The organism is Buttiauxella agrestis, assembly GCF_900446255.1.
GTDB lineage: Bacteria > Pseudomonadota > Gammaproteobacteria > Enterobacterales > Enterobacteriaceae > Buttiauxella > Buttiauxella agrestis.
In genome coordinates this window covers 2,720,096-2,732,848 of sequence record NZ_UIGI01000001.1, presented here as the reverse complement: position 1 = coordinate 2,732,848, position 12,753 = coordinate 2,720,096, and the positions used below count along the sequence as shown (strand labels likewise).

14 protein-coding genes are annotated in these 12,753 nt (G+C 51.2%); 7 read left to right on the top strand and 7 right to left on the bottom strand.

What is annotated here, in order from left to right; all coding sequences use genetic code 11:
• Positions 1–224: 224 nt before the first annotated feature.
• Entirely contained in the window at positions 225–1,082 is an 858-nt protein-coding gene (locus tag DY231_RS13030) for a LysR substrate-binding domain-containing protein (RefSeq protein ID WP_115628880.1), read from the bottom strand.
• A 122-nt stretch (positions 1,083–1,204) separates the two neighbouring features.
• On the opposite strand from DY231_RS13030, the gene DY231_RS13025 reads away from it, so the two are divergent.
• The 3 genes from DY231_RS13025 to DY231_RS13015 all read left to right on the top strand — a co-directional run bounded on the left by DY231_RS13025 (position 1,205) and on the right by DY231_RS13015 (position 5,051).
• Complete coding sequence (locus DY231_RS13025) at positions 1,205–2,374, top strand: pyridoxal phosphate-dependent aminotransferase (protein WP_115628878.1); 1,170 nt, start codon at positions 1,205–1,207, stop codon at positions 2,372–2,374.
• Positions 2,375–2,386: 12 nt separating this feature from the next.
• On the top strand, positions 2,387–3,163 hold the full coding sequence (locus DY231_RS13020; protein WP_115628876.1) for a transporter substrate-binding domain-containing protein: 777 nt from the start codon (positions 2,387–2,389) through the stop codon (positions 3,161–3,163).
• Between the two features lie 232 nt (positions 3,164–3,395).
• Complete coding sequence (locus DY231_RS13015) at positions 3,396–5,051, top strand: glucan biosynthesis protein D (protein WP_115628874.1); 1,656 nt, start codon at positions 3,396–3,398, stop codon at positions 5,049–5,051.
• A gap of 71 nt (positions 5,052–5,122) precedes the next feature.
• Here DY231_RS13015 and DY231_RS13010 read toward each other — a convergent pair whose 3' ends face one another.
• From DY231_RS13010 to hpxO, 3 genes are all read right to left on the bottom strand, one after another.
• On the bottom strand, positions 5,123–5,485 hold the full coding sequence (locus DY231_RS13010) for a type II toxin-antitoxin system HicB family antitoxin (RefSeq protein WP_115628872.1): 363 nt from the start codon (positions 5,483–5,485) through the stop codon (positions 5,123–5,125).
• Positions 5,482–5,757, bottom strand: a complete 276-nt coding sequence (locus tag DY231_RS13005) for a type II toxin-antitoxin system HicA family toxin (RefSeq protein ID WP_115628870.1) — start codon at positions 5,755–5,757, stop codon at positions 5,482–5,484. Before DY231_RS13005 ends, DY231_RS13010 begins: the two co-directional genes overlap by 4 nt.
• Positions 5,758–5,871: 114 nt before the next feature.
• Complete coding sequence (gene hpxO, locus DY231_RS13000) at positions 5,872–7,029, bottom strand: FAD-dependent urate hydroxylase HpxO (protein WP_115628868.1); 1,158 nt, start codon at positions 7,027–7,029, stop codon at positions 5,872–5,874.
• A 185-nt stretch (positions 7,030–7,214) separates the two neighbouring features.
• Here hpxO and rimL point away from each other — a divergent pair, with 185 nt between their 5' ends.
• Positions 7,215–7,769, top strand: coding sequence for a 50S ribosomal protein L7/L12-serine acetyltransferase (gene rimL, locus DY231_RS12995; protein WP_115628866.1), 555 nt, complete (start codon positions 7,215–7,217; stop codon positions 7,767–7,769).
• A 6-nt stretch (positions 7,770–7,775) separates the two neighbouring features.
• On the opposite strand, the gene ydcK is transcribed toward rimL, so the two are convergent.
• Positions 7,776–8,705 (bottom strand): YdcK family protein, encoded by a 930-nt coding sequence (ydcK, locus tag DY231_RS12990; protein ID WP_115628864.1) that lies wholly within the window; start codon positions 8,703–8,705, stop codon positions 7,776–7,778.
• Positions 8,706–8,817: 112 nt separating this feature from the next.
• On the opposite strand from ydcK, the gene tehA reads away from it, so the two are divergent.
• Positions 8,818–9,810: a dicarboxylate transporter/tellurite-resistance protein TehA gene (gene tehA, locus DY231_RS12985; RefSeq protein ID WP_115628862.1), complete on the top strand. Its 993-nt coding sequence runs from the start codon at positions 8,818–8,820 to the stop codon at positions 9,808–9,810.
• A 1-nt stretch (position 9,811) separates the two neighbouring features.
• Complete coding sequence (gene tehB / locus DY231_RS12980; RefSeq protein ID WP_370511311.1) at positions 9,812–10,399, top strand: tellurite resistance methyltransferase TehB; 588 nt, start codon at positions 9,812–9,814, stop codon at positions 10,397–10,399.
• On the opposite strand, the gene DY231_RS12975 is transcribed toward tehB, so the two are convergent.
• Positions 10,396–10,788, bottom strand: a complete 393-nt coding sequence (locus tag DY231_RS12975; RefSeq protein ID WP_115628858.1) for a VOC family protein — start codon at positions 10,786–10,788, stop codon at positions 10,396–10,398. The genes tehB and DY231_RS12975 overlap by 4 nt on opposite strands.
• Positions 10,789–10,988: 200 nt before the next feature.
• Between DY231_RS12975 and DY231_RS12970 the strand changes: the two genes are divergently transcribed.
• Positions 10,989–11,657, top strand: coding sequence for a DUF3313 domain-containing protein (locus tag DY231_RS12970; RefSeq protein WP_115628856.1), 669 nt, complete (start codon positions 10,989–10,991; stop codon positions 11,655–11,657).
• Between the two features lie 50 nt (positions 11,658–11,707).
• On the opposite strand, the gene DY231_RS12965 is transcribed toward DY231_RS12970, so the two are convergent.
• Positions 11,708–12,613, bottom strand: a complete 906-nt coding sequence (locus DY231_RS12965) for a DMT family transporter (RefSeq protein WP_115628854.1) — start codon at positions 12,611–12,613, stop codon at positions 11,708–11,710.
• Between the last annotated feature and the right edge of the window lie 140 nt (positions 12,614–12,753).

Genomic DNA, 12,753 nt, shown 5'->3' with positions numbered 1-12,753 from the left:
CAATGGAGATGTAGGGAATATGTTACGGGGATAACAGAAATGGGGGGAAGTAAGCTTATGGCTTTTGGAGGATCGAGATTTTCCGTTCACCCGGGGGGAATATTTATGTCCGCATTTTTTCCGTTCACTAAACGTTCACCGTTCATCGATATTTATGGGATCGAATAACGTTCTGGTGAACGGAAAATCACCACGTCGACATAGATAGATCGCTTAACCGCCAGCTAGCTTACCGCCAACAGCGCCCGTTTAAACGCCTCAAGCCCCGTGTGGCTTTCCTCCCCCGGCCGCAGCGCCAGGCAATAACATGCCCCCGTCTTCACGCTGCCCGCGAACGGCTGCACCAGTCTTCCACGATGCAAATCCTCCGCCACCAGCGTGGCATCGGCGATCGCAATGCCAAAACCCTGAATTGCGGCGCTGATGGCTAAGTCCATGGTGTCGAAGTGTTGATTTTTATTCATAACAGGGGGATGAGCCACGTTCTGCGCAAACCATAACGACCAGTCCGTGCGATCGCGCGTCGGGTGCAGGAAGGTATAACGGCTCAGATCCTCAGGCGTTAACGTGTTTTCAGGCATTAAATGCTGGCTTATCACCGGCGTAAGGCGCTCCTCAAACAGCAACGTGCCGCTGGCGGAAGGCTTACCAAAAATAATGGCAGCATCAAAGGGTTCGTTATTAAAGTTCACGCCATGTTCCACCGTCGTGGTCAATGCCACCTGGATATCCGGCGACACGTTTTCCAGTTGCACCAGTTTAGGCACCAGCCAGCGCATGGCGCAGGTCGGTGCTTTCAGGCGGATAACGCTTGGCTTGTGAGCGGCATCGCTCGCCACATTCAGCAGATGCTCGAACGCTTGCTGTAACTCAGGGAGCAGGGCGCTGCCTTGCGGCGTAAGATGCAACCCCCTGGCATGGCGGTCAAACAGGGAAAAGCCCAACCACTCTTCAAGTGAGGAAATTTTACGGCTCACGGCACCTTGCGTCAGGCACAGTTCTTTGGCCGCGCGAGTGAGATTGAGATGTTTGGCCGTCACCAGGAAAGCATCAACCGTATTGAGGGGAAAATTGCGCCGCATGTCTGGTTACTCTCCGCTGAGCCATGATTTTTTTGCATGGCTATTATGACAACAATTCGGTTGTGGTCGCAACCTGTTACAGTTTGAATAGTTATGCAAATCGCGCATTCACAGGAGCGGCCATGACTATGCAAACCCCGGTGCAATTTCGTTCAAAATTACCGGATGTTGGAACCACCATTTTTACCGTTATCGGCCAACTCTCGGCGCAACATAACGCCATCAACCTTTCTCAGGGCGCGCCAAACTTTGCACCGGATCCCAAGCTGATCGCCGGTGTAACCAAAGCGATGCAGGATAATCATAACCAATACGCATCGATGACCGGTTTCAGGCCGTTAAAAACGCTGATCGCAGAAAAGGTCGCCACGCTTTACGGCTCTCATTATGACGTTGACGATGAAATTTTAATTACCGCCAGCGCCAGCGAAGGGCTTTATTCGGCAATTAGCGGGTTAGTGCATCCGGGCGATGAAGTGATTTATTTCGAGCCATCGTTTGATAGCTATGCGCCCATTGTTCGCCTGCAAGGTGCGACCCCCGTGGCATTGAAACTGGCGCTGCCAGATTTCACCGTCGACTGGGATGAAGTGCGTGCCGCCATTACCCCGCGCACCCGCATGATTATCATCAATACGCCGCACAACCCAAGCGGGCAGGTGTTCAGCGCCCACGATCTGGATAGGCTGGCGGAACTGACGCGCAACACTGACATCATTATTCTTTCCGATGAAGTGTACGAACACATCGTGTTTGATGGCGAGCGCCATCACGGCATGGCGACGCATCCGGCGTTGGCCGAGCGCAGCGTGATTGTTTCGTCATTCGGCAAAACATTCCACGTGACCGGCTGGCGCGTAGGTTACTGCCTGGCTCCGGCTGAACTGATGAATGAAATCTGCAAAGTGCATCAGTTCCTGATGTTCTCAGCGGATACGCCGATGCAATATGCGTTTGCTGAATATATGGCGAACCCGGAAACGTATTTATCGCTGGCGGCTTTTTACCAGCGCAAACGCGATTTAATGCAATCATTGCTGGTGGACTCGCCGTTTAAACTGTTGCCAAGCGCCGGTTCATTCTTCCTGCTGGCGAAGTTCGATCATTTCAGTGATGAATCTGACAGTGAAATGGTGAAGCGTTTAATTACCCAATATGGCGTGGCGACCATTCCGCTCTCCGCGTTTTATACCGATGGGACAGACAACAAATTGATTCGTTTGTCATTTGCGAAAGATGAAGCTACGTTACGTGCGGGTGCTCAGGCACTTTGCCAGGTTAAGCCACGCTGATACGAGGTCATAATGAAAAAAGTTTACGCGTTAAGTTTGTTGGTTGGGATGTGCGCTTCTTTCGCGGTATCTGCGGCAAGCGAGTTGCGCTACGGCGTGGAAGCCGAGTATCCGCCATTTGAAAGCCGTAATTCGGCGGGCGAGCTTGAAGGGTTTGATATCGATTTGGGCAACGCGATTTGTAAAGCGGCGAGCCTGAAATGCGCATGGGTCGAAACGTCGTTTGATGCGTTGATCCCAGGTTTAATGGCGAAGAAGTTTGATGCCATCAACTCTGCGATGAACATCACCGAGCAGCGCCGTAAGAGCATCGATTTTACCCAGCCAATTTACCGTATTCCATCACAACTGGTCGGGAAAGCGGACAGCGGTATGGAAGCCACGCCAGCCGGGCTGAAAGGCAAAACCATCGGCGTTCTGCAAGGTTCCATTCAGGAAACTTATGCGAAAGAGCATTGGGAAAAACACGGTGTGACGGTCGTTTCTTACAAAGACCAAAATATGGCGTGGGGGGATTTGCTCAACGGCCGTATTGATGCCTCGCTGGTGATGTCCGCAGCAGGCCAGGCGGGTTTCCTCAGCAAGCCGCAGGGCAAGGGTTTTGGCTTTATCGGCAAGCCGGTGAGCGACGATACAATTCTGGGCAGCGGTATCGGCTACGGTCTGCGTAAAGGCGATGAGGCTACCAAGAAACAGCTTGATGCGGCTATCGACAAAGTGCGTGCTGACGGCACGATTACCGCGCTTGCCAAAAAGTATTTCCCTGGTATCGATGTCGCCGTCAAATAGGCAGATACCAAGCCGTTCGTAGGTCGGGTAAGCGTAGCGCCACCCGACAATTCGGTGGATGACGCATACGCTTATCCACCCAACAAACTCCCCCCTACAAATATTGCGTAAAGGTCTGTGTCTCTGATTGGTTTTTCAGTGATTTTTGTCTAGAGTGTGCGGTCTAGATTTTGCCGCTGTTCTGCCCCGGGTGGGACGTAACACATCGACAAAGAAGGACAATTTTTCAGGCATGAACCGCAGACGTTTTATCAAAGCCTCAATGGCTCTCGCCGCAGTCAGCGGCACTACTTCAATTGCCACGCTCTTCTCGCGCGCAGCCTATGCGAGCGAGTCTGAAATTGCCGATGGTCGCACCACTGAATTCGATTTTTCTGTGCTTCAGTCCATGGCTCATGACCTGTCGAAGAAACCCTGGGTCGGCAAACCGCGTCCGCTGCCAGATACACTGGCCAACTTGACTCCACAGGCCTATAACGCAATTCAGTATGATGCTGAACACTCGCTGTGGAATAACATCGAAAACCGCCAGCTTGACGTGCAGTTCTTCCACGTTGGCATGGGGTTCCGCCGCCGTGTGCGCATGTTCTCCGTAGATGCAGCCAGCCATCAGGCGCGTGAAATTCACTTCCGCCCTGAGCTGTTCAACTATAACGATGCAGGCGTGGATACCAAACAGCTCGAAGGCCAGATAGATCTTGGCTTTGCCGGGTTTAAAGCATTTAAAGCGCCGGAACTGGCGCGTCGCGATGTGGTTTCATTCCTCGGCGCGAGCTACTTCCGTGCGGTTGATAACACATACCAATATGGTCTGTCCGCACGTGGCCTTGCGGTAAACACTTATACCGATCAGCTCGAAGAGTTCCCGGACTTTACTTCGTTCTGGTTTGAAACGGCGAAAGCAGGCGACACCAAATTTGTGGTCTACGCACTGCTCGACAGCGCCAGTGTCACCGGGGCATACAAATTTACTATCAATTGTGAGGCTGAACGCGTGGTGATGGATGTCGATAATCACCTGTATGCGCGTGAAGATATTAAGCAATTGGGTATCGCCCCGATGACCAGCATGTTCGCCTGCGGCACCAATGAGCGCCGCATGTGTGACACCATTCACCCGCAAATTCACGACTCCGATCGCCTGGCGATGTGGCGCGGTAACGGCGAGTGGGTGACGCGGCCGCTCAATAACCCGCAGAAGTTGCAGTACAACGCCTATACCGACAATAACCCGAAAGGTTTTGGTCTGCTGCAACTCGACCACGAGTTTGCTAATTATCAGGACATTATGGGCTGGTATAACAAGCGCCCAAGCCTGTGGGTGGAGCCGCTGAACAAGTGGGGCAAGGGCACCGTTGGCCTGATGGAAATCCCGACTACCGGCGAAACGCTCGATAATATCGTCTGCTTCTGGCAGCCGGAAAAATCAGTCAAAGCTGGTGACGAACTGGAATTTAAATACCGTTTGTACTGGAGCGGTTTGCCGCCAATCCAGTCGCCGCTGGCACGTGTTTACGCCACGCGTACCGGCATGGGCAGCTTCCCGGAAGGTTGGGCGCCAGGCGAGCATTTCCCGGATAAATGGTCGCGTCGTTTCGCGATTGATTTCATTGGCGGGGATTTGAAAGCTGCGGCACCGAAAGGTATTGAGCCGGTGATTACCCTGTCTAATGGCGAAGCGCGTCAAATTGAAATTCTGTATGTCGAGCCATTCGACGGGTATCGCATTTTGTTCGACTGGTATCCAACGGACGACTCCACCGACCCGGTAGATATGCGCATGTTCCTGCGCTGCCAGGGTGATGCCATCAGTGAAACCTGGTTGTATCACTACTTCCCGCCAGCGCCGGATAAACGTAAATACGTTGACGATCGCATCATGAAGTAAAACAGTGGATGACGCTGTGCTTATCTGTAGGTTGGGTAAGCGCAGCGTCACCCGACAAATATCCTCACTAACTACTTTAATTTCATCTGCTTACTGAGCATTTCGACAATAAAACTATTCACCGACATACGCTGCTCGGCTGCGGCAATCGCGAGGCGCTCGCCAAAAGATTCCGGGTAGCGCAGGGTAAACGTTTTGATTTTCTCTTCACGTTCGTACGGTTCAATTCCGCTGGCTTTACAATCAGCGAGATACTCCCCAAGAGAAATTTCGCCTTCTTCCATCAGGCCTTTGGCGCTATCGGCGACAAAATCGCAGTAACCGGAAAGCCCAAGAAATTTGCCACGAAACAGGCTGATTTCAGGAACCCAGGTGATCAACGCGGGCTGGCCACAAATCACCATTGTGTTGGGAATTGCGTGTGAATCCGTCATGGTGTTACTCCAATACTTTCAAACCATTCTCGTAAATTGACCATGGCACCTTTGTCAGTCTCCGGCATTGGGTGAGGCCGATGAAAGCGGGCGACACTGCCTTTGAGCAGAAAACGTACCCTGGATCCTCTACCGTTACTCACTTCGCCTCCCAGCGCCACGATCAGCATTTCCACATCCTGCCATTTGACGCTCGTTGATGTGGGTTTGTTGAAGATCTGTTTTAACGTGCCTTGATGTTTGTTTCTGAGGTAGTCCTTGCCATAGCCCATGAACCCTTCCATGAAGTCAATTTATGAAGTCATGCTAGCATATATAAAAATGACGTCAATTTATGACGTCATTTCTGGAACACCCTTCAGGATTTCAATGAAATTTAATGCAATCTACTCCAGCGGCCCGCCGAGAATGGTTTCCCGCATGCCGGAAAGCACACGCTCGCCGGTTTCACTTTTCAGCTCTTCATACCAACTGCGGGTGACGTTCATATCTTTGCCGTGAGTCACATCGCAGCGTTTACGGGCTTTAAGCACCAGATCTTTCACGCGATACGCCCGCTTTTCCTGGTAACGCAGCAGGGCATCTTCCACGCCTAATGAGTTGGTTTGCAGCGCCATCGCCAGCACCACGGCATCTTCCATGGCAGCGCATCCGCCCTGGCCGATATCCGGCGTGGTACTGTGGCCTGAGTCACCAAGCAGTGCAACACGCCCGCGAACCAGTTGCATAAAGGGTTCAATATCATGAATTTCTATGCGATTGGTGGTGTCGGGGTTAATAGCAGAAATGAGTTTTTGAACCGGTTGCGCCCAGCCAGCAAAATAGCGCGTCAAATCGGCCTTCACCGTGGTGCGGTCTTCCGCCAGCCCTTTGTCTAACGGCACGTCAAAGAAGAAGTAAAAGCGATTCCCGGCTACCGGCATGAGCGAAACGCGTTTTCCTTCGCCGACAAACGTCGTCCATTGATTCGCCGGAGCGATAGATTCATCGATTTCGACCAGACCATTCCAGTTAACATACCCGGCATAACGGCGTTCGGTCTGATGGCCGAGGACGTAGGGGCGAATCACCGAATGGGTGCCATCGGCGGCAATCAACACATCGCCCTCGGCCACGTGGCCCCCTTCAAACCAGGCTCGCACGCCGCCGTCGAATTCTTCATTACGCGCCACACGCTGACCAAAGCGGATATCGGCACGCCCGTAAGTATCCATCAGCATGTCCTGCAATTCCGCGCGCGCCACCGGATAAGGGCGTTCGCCCACACTTTTGATCAATGGATCGAGACTGAAACGCGTCAACGTTTGGCCGTGAACAAATTCTTTGTAAGCCATATATTCCATAGGCCCGCCCAATTGCTGGAGTGGTTCTTTCATGCCAAGCCAGTTCAGGCATTTTACGCCATTGGGCCAAATTGAAATCGCCGCGCCAACAGGCTTAATTTCTTTTACCGCCTCATAGACTTCGGTCTCAATGCCACATCTTTTCAGGGCAATTGCCGCCGAGAGTCCACCAATGCCGCCGCCAATTATGATCGCTTTCATCTGAGTCTCCTTTGGGTTACAAAGATGTTAAGCAATATCCGTACCAGACCGCGAAGCCGCATGGCAGAACGCGCGTGGCAAAGGTTGCGCAATGGTGGGGGGCATCAGTGGTGCAATGTGATTTTCTGCACCATTATTTTCCATGGTGATAATGTTGTCGGGTGGGAGAACAGAGGAGCAAATGGGTGCGGGATTCAGATAACTGGCAGGATGAAGTGATTGAGGTGGATGACAGCCTGGCGCTGCATTCCATCCACGAACGTTATGCGGATGAACTTTTTGCCGTGGTGCAAAAAAATAAAGCCTGGTTACAGACGGCGATGGACTGGCCGCAGTTTGTCATCTCCGTTGAGGATTCACGTAAGAACGCGCAGGGTAATTACATTTTGCATCACCGCGGTTACGCAAAAATGTTTCTGATCATGCGCGATCGGAAAATCATGGGTGTGATTTCATTTAACCAGATTGAGCCAACCAATAAGACGGCGTATATCGGTTACTGGTTGGATGAGAATGTTCTTGGGCAGGGAATTATCTCCCGGGCGTTAGAAGCGGTGACGCAGAAATATGCTCGTGAAGGTCTGGTTCGTCGTTTTGTTATCAAATGCATTGTGAGCAACACCGCCAGCAATCGGGTCGCGCAGCGTAATGGCTTTACGCTGGAGGGGCGACTGAAGCAAGCCGAGTTTCTCAATGGGGAATTTCACGATCAAAATATATATGGGCGGATAATCGAGTAGCCGCCATCAAAACACCCCGTAAAACGGCGAGCGCGTTACCCGTTGTTCGCCACTAATATCCTTAATACCGCGAATGTGAATCAGCTCGCCATCGAGTCCATCAACTGCCGCCTTATCGTAGACCTGCACATTATTCTCTATCAGGACGTTGCCGGTGATCCGCGCCTGGCCGTAAATTTGCACCTGGTTATCAAGCTGAATAGGGCCACCGATAAGCGTGGCGTCATCAAAAATATGCACCTGGTGTTTAAGCACGCAGTCGCCTTCGATGAGTGCGTTGCCGTACACCTGGGAAGAGTAGCGAATGGTCGGGATTTGATCGTCGCCGCGCCCGGCAATAATCCGTGCGTTATCAAAAACGCGAGCGCAGTCGCAAACCCAGATATTGTTTTCGTCGTTGCCTTCAAGAATGGCCTGCCCGAAAACTTCGGCGCGGTGCTCAATAAAAGCGTTATTCACCCTGGCGTTGCCAAATATCTGGGCCTGATGAACGACGCGGGATGCGTTTACCGTGGCGTTACCATAAATTTGCAGCACCTGGTCGTTGTCGGCGGTTAGGCCACGGACGGCTATGATCTGGCTGCCATTCAGGATACGAGCAGCATCAAAAATACGGCACTCACCGCTAACCAGCGATTCTTTCACCACGCTTTTCCCGCTGATATGGGCCTGGTGGCAAAGCGTTGATTCGCCGTGAATTTGCGCATCATCACTCACGCTGGAGCCGCCATACACCACGCTGTCACTGCCATAAATCCAACAGTTTCCACGCTGGCTGAGATTGTCTTCACATTCAATCCATCCGCCAGATTGCCCGGCTTTAACGTCGCTGAAATCGCAAAGCGCTACCACTTGCCAGAGTTTGACCTGCTGTTTTTTGCCGTCGACCAGGTAGTCGTGTAGTCGCGAATCGCCCGTTAATTGATACTTGTTCATCGCTGTATCCCAGAGTTTTCCCTCTTAAAACGTAGCAGATTAATCCCCTGGTAGCGTTCTACGGCGCATTCGAATAAAATGCATCTAAAATACATTTTATAATTTAAACGAAATGAATAAATCAGTATCGCGCACCATGCTCAATCTCCCCGCAGGGTATTTTGGGATGGTGCTTGGGACCATAGGGATGGGTTTTGCGTGGCGATATGCGGCCACGATTTGGTCGGTATCTCCGCGCATCGGTGAGGCATTTGAGAGCCTGGCGATTGCCATCTGGGTTGCTCTGGCGCTGGCTTTTGTTGTGCGTGCGCTGAAATACCCGCAAACGGTTATTGATGAAATTCGCCATCCGCAAAAGGGCAGTTTTATCAGCCTGTTTCCGGCCACGACCATGCTGGTTTCTATTGCCATTGCACCTTATTTTCGCCCGTTAGCCGTGGGGATGTTTGCCTTTGGCGCGGTGGTACAATTGATTTACGCCGCCTGGCAGAGTGCCGGTTTATGGCGCGGTAGCCACCCACACGCCGACACCACGCCCGGTTTATATTTGCCGACGGTGGCCAATAATTTTATCAGTGCGATGGCCTGCGGGGCATTGGGATATCACGACCTCGGGATTCTGTTTTTCGGCGCGGGCGTGTTCTCGTGGTTAAGCCTCGAACCTGCCATTTTGCATCGTTTGCGCAGCGCCGGAGAATTACCGCCGCCCGCGCGCACCGCGCTGGGCATTCAGCTTGCACCTGCATTGGTCGCGTGCAATGCGTATCTTAGTGTCAACGGCGGGCAGCCTGATTTCTTTGCCAAAATGCTGTTTGGTTATGGGTTGTTGCAGCTGCTATTTATGTTCCGCCTGATGCCCTGGTATTTGAAGCAGCCGTTTAATGCGTCGTTCTGGAGCTTCTCATTTGGTATTTCAGCCCTCGCTGGCACCGCGTTGCATCTCAGCCATGCCGCCAGCAATGACGGACTTTTTACCGCACTCGCGGTGCCGCTGTTTATCTTCACTAATTTCATTATTGGCCTGCTGCTTGCGCGCACGGTGATCCTGCTTTATCAGGGAAAGCTGCTGTTGCGAGTCGAAAGGCCGGCAAAAAGGACAAATTAAGATGCTTTCTGAAAATTATTACACCGAGAAATATGGCTTAACGGCGACCCATTCTGATGTGGTCAATGCCGCAACGATTGTCCCGCCGGGTAAAACCCTGGATCTTGGTTGTGGGAGTGGGCGCAACAGTCTGTACTTAAATCAGAAAGGGTTTGATGTGACAGCGTGGGATAAAAACCCGATGAGCATCAGCAATCTGAATAAAATAATCGAAACGGAAGGGCTGAAAAATATCGTCACCGATACTGTCGATCTGAATTCAATACATTTCGATGGTGAATATGATTTTATTCTTTCAACAGTTGTAATGATGTTTCTGGAGCGCAAATCCATTCCAGGGCTGATTGAAAATATGCAGCGCTGCACCAAATTGGGCGGATACAATCTGATTGTCGCCGCCATGGACACCGAAGATTGTCCTTGTAATGTCGGATTCCCATTTGCTTTTGCAGAAGGCGAATTGCGCAATTATTACGCGGGCTGGGAATTAATTAAATACAACGAAGACATCGGCCAATTGCATAAAACCGATGAGCAAGGGAACCGGATTAAATTACGCTTCGCCACAATGCTGGCGCGTAAAATTTAAGCGGGCGGCCAGGCGCGATTTTGTAACACAATGCGATAACCGTCGTTATCTATAAATGTGCGCCCGGCGACATCCCAGTACGGATTAAAACTATTTATGGTCAAAAAACCTGCATCAAGCATTTGCTGGCAGGTCTTTTGCCATTGGTTTTTATCTGGATAATAAAGCACCAATAAGTCATCCGCTGTGGCAGCTGGTTCCACAGGGTGGCGATGGCAAACCGTGAATTCCAGGTGCCAGCTTGCATCCTCCAGGCCAAGCATCACGCCGCTAAAGCCGTCATGTTCACTAAATTCCCCGAGTTCTTTTAAGCCCAAACCCAGGCAGTACATCTCTTTGCTTTGAGCAAGGTTCGTTACGGGGCGAGCAATCCGCAGATGAGGTGTCATGTCTGTCTCCAATGTGTAGCCATGCTTAATATTAATTCATCTGCCAGTAAATAGTTAATGGCTTGCTGATTATTCATCGAAACAAAATACATATCTAATATCCGAATTTTAGATAAGTAGCATTTTAACCTCATTTTTTAACAGGGTTTATTGTTATAACGCGCACGCTTACATGCAATCCACAGGGAGTCATAGTAATAATGCGCACTTCATTTTGTTTTAAAGCGGCGTGTCTGGCGGGAGTTTTATCGCTGGCAGGTTGTGCTTCTTCTTTACCGGCGCCTGAAAAGTATTCGGGCTTTTTAAAGGATTATTCCGGCTTGCAGGAAACTAAATCTAACTCAGGTAAAGATATCATGCGTTGGATTGATCCTGCTTTCAAAGGCAGTAATTATGACAGCCTTGTTTTTAATCCAGTGACTTATTATCCGGTGCCTAAACCGAACACTCAGGTGGGGCAAAAAGTTCTGGATGGATTATTAAAATACACCAACGCTCAGCTTAAAGCCGCCGCAGCAGCACGCAAGCCACTGGTGACAAAAGCAGGCCCACATAGCCTGATTTTCCGTGGCGCAATTACCGCAGTAGATTGTACTAAAGAAGGTCTGCAATTCTACGAAGTGGTGCCTATCGCACTGGTCGTCGCGGGAACGCAAGTCGCCACCGGGCACCGTACTATGGATACCAACCTCTACTTTGAGGCGGAGTTGATTGATGCGGCGACCCATAAAACGGTGATGCGCGTAGTGCGTAAAGGCGAGGGTAAAGACCTGAGCAATGAAAGCACGCCAATGACGATTGATACGCTCAAGCAAGTGGTTGACGATCTCGCGACCGACGCGACGGTGTTCGATACCGAACAGAAATAGTGAAGATATCGTGAAATCACAAAGGGAGCCTGGCTCCCTTTTTTGTGGCTTTACGCGGCGCGTTTACGCCACGGCAGGGTGGTAAACATCCCCGGTTTTGAGAACATCACCAGATTACCGAGCAAAATCATACACAGACCAATAACCGCATTGCTGTGCCAGACATAACCTTCATAAATCGTCGACAGACTCAGTGCCACGAGCGGAAACAGCAATGTGCTGTAAGCGGCCTGACTTGCCCCGATGCGCCCGACCAGCGTGAAGTATGCCCCAAAGGCAATGACCGAGCCGAAAATAGCCAGGTAGAACAGCGAGCCGAGATAACGCAGCGTGAACTCCGGCATAAACGAATCCCCACGAACCAAAGCCAGCACGCCCATAATAATGGTGCCGTAAAACATGGCGTAGGTATTGGTGGAAAGCGTTTCAAGCCCGCGTCGTTGGTGACGTGTGCTGATCATATTACCGATGGAAAAGCCAAAGGTGCCGAGCGCGCTTAAGCCAATGCCCATTAATAAAGTCGGTGCCATCTGAGTGGCGACCAAATCGTGCCAGAAAAGGGCAATAACACCCGCAATACCGAGCACCGCTGCGGGCAGCAAATTTTTGCTGGGACGCTGGCGGAAGAAAATCATGCTATTGATAGCGTTAAATAATACGGACATAGAAAAGATGACCGACTCAAGACCTGAGCTGATGTACGCCGCCGCGTGATAAAAACAGAAGAAGTTAAAGCCGAAAACGCAGCCGCCTTGCAGTATACAAAACAGATGGTCACGCAGGCTGATACGGCGTAAACGCCCTAACGCCAGGAGCACCACCAACATAACGATAGCGGCTACCGCAAAACGCCAGAAAATTGAAACCGGCACTGACACCACGCCTTGCTGCATGTAAATCGCCAGCCAGGTCGTGCCCCAAATCACCACCACCGAAATATAAAGTAAAGCATTCATCTTGTTGTCTCCCAGAACGGATAGCGGGAGTATCTATGAGTGGGGCGGCGTGCGCTTTCATCGGTTTGCGCGACTTGCATATTCTTGCGGTTTTATTTACCCGCTAGTTTGTTAAAGGCTGGTAACAGGCACCCACACTA